This window comes from Sulfurimonas sp. (assembly GCF_023229025.1).
In the GTDB taxonomy this organism is placed as follows: domain Bacteria; phylum Campylobacterota; class Campylobacteria; order Campylobacterales; family Sulfurimonadaceae; genus Sulfurimonas.
Genome location: NZ_JALOAA010000067.1, coordinates 1 through 5,999, shown reverse-complemented (window position 1 = coordinate 5,999; position 5,999 = coordinate 1). Strand labels below are relative to the sequence as shown.

The following is a 5,999-nucleotide window of genomic DNA, read 5'->3' as shown; positions in this document are numbered from 1 at the left end:
GAATTAACACTCTATATTCTACCATCTTTGTATTTAAGCTAGCTTTCTATTTCTAAAAGCGACAACTATTACAATAAATAAAATCGTATATGTCACAGGCACAAAGTCCGGAATCGGAACAGGATCGCCCTTTGCATATGAGTGCATTCCTGCAAGGTAATAGTTTACTCCAAAATAAGTCATTAATACAGATGTAAATGAGAGTAAAGATATTACACTAAAGTTAAATTCACTATAAATTGACTTGATAAATCTCAAGTGAACTACTACTGCGTAGATAAGAATTGTCACAAGTGCCCATGTCTCTTTTGGATCCCAACCCCAATATCTACCCCAAGACTCATTTGCCCAGACACCGCCTATAAAGTTTCCAAGTGTTAAGAGTGCCAATCCTATCATTAGACTCATCTCATTAATAGAGTTTAACTCTTTTATGGAGAGTGATATATGTTTTTCATTGTTTTTTGTTTTAAATACAAACAGAAGAATAGTTATAAAGCCCAAAAGTGCGCCAAGCCCTAAAAAACCGTAACTTGCAGTGATGATTGCGACATGTATGCTTAACCAGTATGAGTTAAGAACAGGGACAAGATTTGTAACCTGCGGATTCATCCAGTTTAGGTGTGCAACAAAAAGAATAAGCCCCGTTAAGACGGCAGTAGAAGCCATAGTCATGGAGGAGCGTTTTGAGAAGAAAAGACCTGCTAAGATAGTTGCCCAGCTAATATATATCATAGACTCATAACCATCAGACCATGGCGCATGACCTGCAACATACCATCTAAGTCCAAGCCCAAAAGTATGCGCAACAAAGAGAACCGTCAATAACCACAGAGAGCTCTTCTCCAACACTTTGATGTTAAGTGCCGGTTTTAGTATCTTTATAAAACTTGCTATTAAAAGTATAAAACCAATTACTAAATAAAGAGGATATAGTCTTTCAAATATATTTGCATAGTTGTAGAGCATCTCTGCTCTAATTCTGTTCTCAGATGGCATAACAGAGACCCCATAAAACTTCTGGTACTGAGATATTTTCTCTATGACACTATCTGCATCTTTGAAATCTCCACTATTTATTGCGCTATCTAAAGCCGAAAAGTACTCAAATGCAATCTCTCTGATTTTAAGAGCATTATCTTGTGAAAATGTCTGGAGTGCTTCTATTGTTGCATACCATTTATTATTTATATCGTTTGGTTTTGGCCAAATTCTTACCAAATCACCCGTATAAACAGAAAATGAAATATTAACTCTCTCATCAACTTCTAATACTGCCTTATCAAATAGATCTCTGCTTTTAGGCTCTTTTCTAGCAGCACTATCAACCTGCTCAATTAGCTTATAAGTTCCAAGATCTGCAGGGTCTGAAAAAAATTGCATAAAAGAGGCGTGAGTTGCATCACTTTTTACTCCGATAATTTTATTTATCTCCTCATTTTTTGTTCTAATTATCTTCAACTTTTTATACGCATCAGGCTTTGACATCATTCCTAAAATAACCTGATTTGCACTTAGACTCTCTTTGCCGACCTTTAACTTAGAGTCTCTATATATCTTTGCCAATATCTCATTTGAGAGTGTATCAAGCGGCTTCATTCTTCCTGCACTATCTTGAACAACCAACTCCCCAAACTTCTTAGCATGTTCTCTATCAACTGAGAGAACTGTTTTTATTACCGGATCTACTTCATCTGCATAAGTCGGTGCTACACTAAATAGAAGGGCCATTGAGACTAAAGCACCAAGAGCCTTCTTCTGGCTTGCTTTTTTAGCCCTATCTGAGAGTTGCGCAAATCTATTTCCCTTTGAAAAAAGAGACCAAAACATACCTAAACCTAAAAGAAAATAACCTATATAAGAGGGGAGTGTTCCAGGGTCGTTATTTACAGATAAGATAGTTCCCTTCTCGTCTTGATCGTACGAGGATTGAAAAAATCTATATCCACGATGCTCTAAAATATTGTTCATATATATCCTATAAGGCATGTATATATTTTTCTCATTATCCACAAGTTCAACTTCACTTGCATAAGATGCAGGAGACATTGACCCTGGATATCTATCTAGTTGAAAATCTATAAGCTTAATTCCAAAAGGAAGTTCAAGTCTCTTTGAGCCGTATGATATATAAACATCAACACCGTTTACTCTCTCATGAACCTCTTTTGCTCTTACTCCTGCTTGCGCAAATAGAGTGACGCTCTTTGAGACATCAGCAACTTCAACATTTAGAACCAGAGCATCCTGTTCCGGTGACATAGGAGACGCATTTGGGTTTGAGACAAGCCTAGTCGCTGCATGTTTGTAGAAATTTCTAACAACAAAATTGCTTTCCTCTGCACCAAAAAGAGTTCTAAGCTCTACTCTGCTTTTCTCACTTGGTGCAATCTCTCTCTCAGATCCATCTACCATCTTCATAGCTTTAAGCCCAAAATCATGTTTCATAAAGAGTTCATCACCCTCAGTGTACAGAGAGATAACAGGACTTAAAAACATCTTTTTGGAATCAAAATCTATAGCTATATTCCCATTTTCATAATATTCGCCTCTGCGAAGCTGAATAGGCTCACTTCCTTCATTGCTAGTAATCATCATGTCAACCATTTCAAAGCCGCCCTCCTGGGCTTCAACATAGCTCGCCACTACATCAGGAATATACTCTAAGAGTTCTACTTTTACATCTTTTCCTTCTATGCTTAGAGATGATGAAAGGGAGTTGCTACTTCTTTTAGAGAGATAGACACTCTTTTGACTCTCTACTTTTTTACCATCTACTTCTGCACCTACACTAAAGTATGTATCCATGCTAAGCATAGTGTTTGCAGTTTCGCCTTCACGAATATGCATAGTACCCTCAAAGCCTATAAATCTAGTTACTGCCGCACCAAAAAGTATGATAAGAAATGATAGATGAAAAATAAATATAGGAGCTTTTTTTACACTAAACATCTTGTATTTAAAGATATTTATCGTCAGATTGATTGCTAAGATTGCCATCAATACTTCAAACCAAAAAGCATTGTAGATTTCTGCTTTTGCCGTTATAGTTCCGTAGTCATTCTCGATAAATGTTGCATAACCTATGGCTGCTGCAAATATAAGCATTAAAACAGCCATAGTCTTCATAGAACTAATTAGTGATAGAAATTGTTTCATATATATCCTTGTTTAAAAAGGATATTTTAGTTAAATATAGATAACAAAGTTTAACATTAGAGCTTATTCTTCTAATTTGAAAGTTATTCTAAAATCTCCACTCTCAAGCTCTTTAGCCTCATGTGAAATCGTAAGAGGAATTCTGTCATAAAGAGGAAACGGTTCGTGAAAAAATATTCCTACAAGCCTATCATTTGCACTCTTTAGCAGTGAAAGTCCAACCATTGTATTTACCATAGGCTCAGGCGGTTGACACCCCGTTGCATTATACTCATAGTATGTCAGTCCATCCTCTTCATATTTGTAAAAATCAAGTGTTGCTCTTGGTACTTCTATTAACTCTTTTTGCATTTTTTTGCCCCTTTTTTTGGTTTATTTTAACATTTTAAAACTCAAAAATTATTGTCATAAAGCAAGTTTTATCTCAAAACCTTTTTTCTCTCCGGATAGAAGCTCAACACTTCCGCCATGAGCCTCGGCTATCTGTCTTGAGAGAACAAGTCCGAGTCCATTTCCTTTTACTTTTGTACTTTTAAATGCTTCAAAGAGCTCTTTTGTATTTTCAATCATAATGCCGCTGTCATAAATGTAAAACTTATGAAACTCCTCATCACTCTTATAAACTATCTCTATGGTGCCATCTTCGTTATCATCAAGCTCGATTGCGTCTATTGCATTAGTTAAAAAATTTGAAAAGAGCATCTCAAGCAGATCTTTGTCCGCATTTAATATGAATCTTTGCTGTGGAAATATAAATGTTATCTCTTTTGTATAGCCATAATAGCCAACTGCCATATTTAACAACTCTTGAAGCTCGCTCCACATAAAAGGTTTTTTATTTGCTTCAACACCTTTACTAAACATCAGTGTGGCTTTTATTATTCTCTCTATCCTACAAACTGATTTTTGTATCTCTTCAACAATTGGCAAATTCTCAGGCAAGACTCTTTTTTTTAGAGTTGAGCTCAAAAGCGATATAGAGCCGATAGGGTTTCTTATCTCATGTGAGAGGTGTGCAGCCATCTGCCCCATAGTAGCAAGATTCTCTTTTCTTTTTTGCTCCGTAATATCCGTTGCGCTAAGCATCACTTTGTCTTTATATCTTGAGCTCTTAACTAGATATGAGCGAGAGTTAAATGTAACCTCGTAGTCACTATTTTTCGACTCTAAAAGCTCAAGTAGTTCGCTAAGTGATTTTGCCTGTGAATTTTGTAAAAAGATAGTACCGTCTTCATCTAAAACCCAGATGGCATTTGGTAAAAATTCAACAACTTTCTCTACTGTATCTTGCAGATGAGCATAAGAATTTTTTAGCTCATTGAACTCTTTTTCAACCTTATAAGTCTGCTCAATTAAAAGGTTTAACTCCTCTGGTGTGATGCCTGACATTACTCACAAAAACCTAAAATAATTTTATATAAAGAGTGTGCATCATCACTTCCGCAAAGCTCCCTTATAGAGTGCATAGCAAAGGTCGGAAGTCCAACATCTAAGGTGTCAATTCCAAGCCTAGTTGCCGTTATAGGGCCTATAGTTGAACCGCAGCCCATATCACTTCTTGTAACAAAGTGCTGAATTGGCTCATCCAGCGAGAAAGCCACATTCATAAATCTTGAAATAGTTTTTGAGTTTGAAGCATAGCGCTGATTTGCATTAACTTTAATAACGCTGCCTCTGTTTATATATGGAGCATGTTTTTCATCATGTTTATCTGGATAGTTAGGGTGTATTGCATGTGCGTTATCGGCACTTATCAAAACAGAAGTTCTAATCATATTCATATAATCATCATAATCACTATACACTCTTCTTAGTGTGTTTTCTAAAAAGCTTCCGCTTGCTCCGCTTGTACTTTCACTGCCTACTTCTTCATGGTCGCTAGCAATAAAGAGCATAGGATTCTCTTCGCTTGTAGTGCAAATACTAAGCATACCCACATAACAACTCAATAGATTATCAAGTCTTGCACTTGCTATAAAATCATCATTTAGCCCAACAAAAGAGGCCTTTTGCGTATCATAAAAACTAAGCTCACTTGCATAAAGTTTTTTTACATCTAATATATCAAGTTTAGATAGCTGCCATTTTAAAAATTCGTCAAAATTAAACTCTTCATTTGTTGTTAAAATCGGGCAGATATCACTCTGCTTGTTTATTGTTCTCTCTTTATTCGCTTGTTCATCGAGGTGGATAGCTAGCGAGGGAATAATAGCTATGGGTTTTTGTACATTTATAAGAGCATCTTTTATAACATTATTGGAGTCAAGATAAGAGACTCTTCCGGCTAAAGAGAGGTCTCTGTCAAACCAAGGATTAAGAAGTAAGCCACCATAGCTCTCAACTCCAAACTTAACTACACCATGCTCTTTTATTGTCGCATTTGGTTTTAACTTAAGATTTGGGGAGTCAGTATGTGCACCAATCATTACATAATTTTTACTTTTTGGATATGTAAAAGCGATTATAGAGGAGTCATTACGAGTAACATAATATTTTCTACCATGCTCTAACTCCCATTTGTTTGACTCCTCAAGTTTGATAAATCCGGCATTTTCAAACATCATTGACATGTTATGTGTAGCATGAAAAGGTGTCGGAGAAGCATCTAAAAACCCTAAAAGTCCTTCGTTAAAATCTTGTTTGTTCATTAAAATATCTCCTATTTGTTTTTTACTCAAACTCCATACCTATTGGAAGCTTTTACACTTACTTTTAATTGGTTTACCAACTTTTCTTATAACATACCTCTTTGCCACAGATGTTCCTAAAATATTGATAAAATAGCTCTTCTAATTTTTTTTAATCTACACGGCTATTTTTATATTTTTCATGATAGATAA

At 35.7% G+C, this 5,999-nt stretch carries 4 protein-coding genes; all 4 read right to left on the bottom strand.

All coding sequences use genetic code 11. The features are described 5' to 3' along the window. Window positions 1-33: 33 nt before the first annotated feature. Window positions 34-3,159 carry a cytochrome c biogenesis protein CcsA gene (ccsA, locus tag M0Q20_RS10770; protein WP_295061795.1) on the bottom strand — a complete coding sequence of 1,042 codons (3,126 nt, stop codon included), beginning with the start codon at window positions 3,157-3,159 and terminating at the stop codon, window positions 34-36. A 63-nt stretch (window positions 3,160-3,222) separates the two neighbouring features. Continuing rightward, window positions 3,223-3,510, bottom strand: a complete 288-nt coding sequence (locus M0Q20_RS10765; RefSeq protein WP_295061792.1) for a hypothetical protein — start codon at window positions 3,508-3,510, stop codon at window positions 3,223-3,225. 54 nt (window positions 3,511-3,564) lie between these two features. Continuing rightward, window positions 3,565-4,548, bottom strand: coding sequence for a HAMP domain-containing sensor histidine kinase (locus M0Q20_RS10760; protein ID WP_295061789.1), 984 nt, complete (start codon window positions 4,546-4,548; stop codon window positions 3,565-3,567). Next, window positions 4,548-5,807 (bottom strand): M18 family aminopeptidase, encoded by a 1,260-nt coding sequence (locus M0Q20_RS10755; protein ID WP_295061786.1) that lies wholly within the window; start codon window positions 5,805-5,807, stop codon window positions 4,548-4,550. Before M0Q20_RS10755 ends, M0Q20_RS10760 begins: the two co-directional genes overlap by 1 nt. Window positions 5,808-5,999: the final 192 nt, after the last annotated feature.

Excerpts from the sequence above, each read along its gene's own strand:
- M0Q20_RS10755 (WP_295061786.1), bottom strand. The coding sequence starts at position 5,807 with ATGAACAAACAAGATTTTAACGAAGGACTTTTAGGGTTTTTAGATGCT.
- ccsA (WP_295061795.1), bottom strand. The coding sequence starts at position 3,159 with ATGAAACAATTTCTATCACTAATTAGTTCTATGAAGACTATGGCTGTT.
- M0Q20_RS10765 (WP_295061792.1), bottom strand. The coding sequence starts at position 3,510 with ATGCAAAAAGAGTTAATAGAAGTACCAAGAGCAACACTTGATTTTTAC.
- M0Q20_RS10760 (WP_295061789.1), bottom strand. The coding sequence starts at position 4,548 with ATGTCAGGCATCACACCAGAGGAGTTAAACCTTTTAATTGAGCAGACT.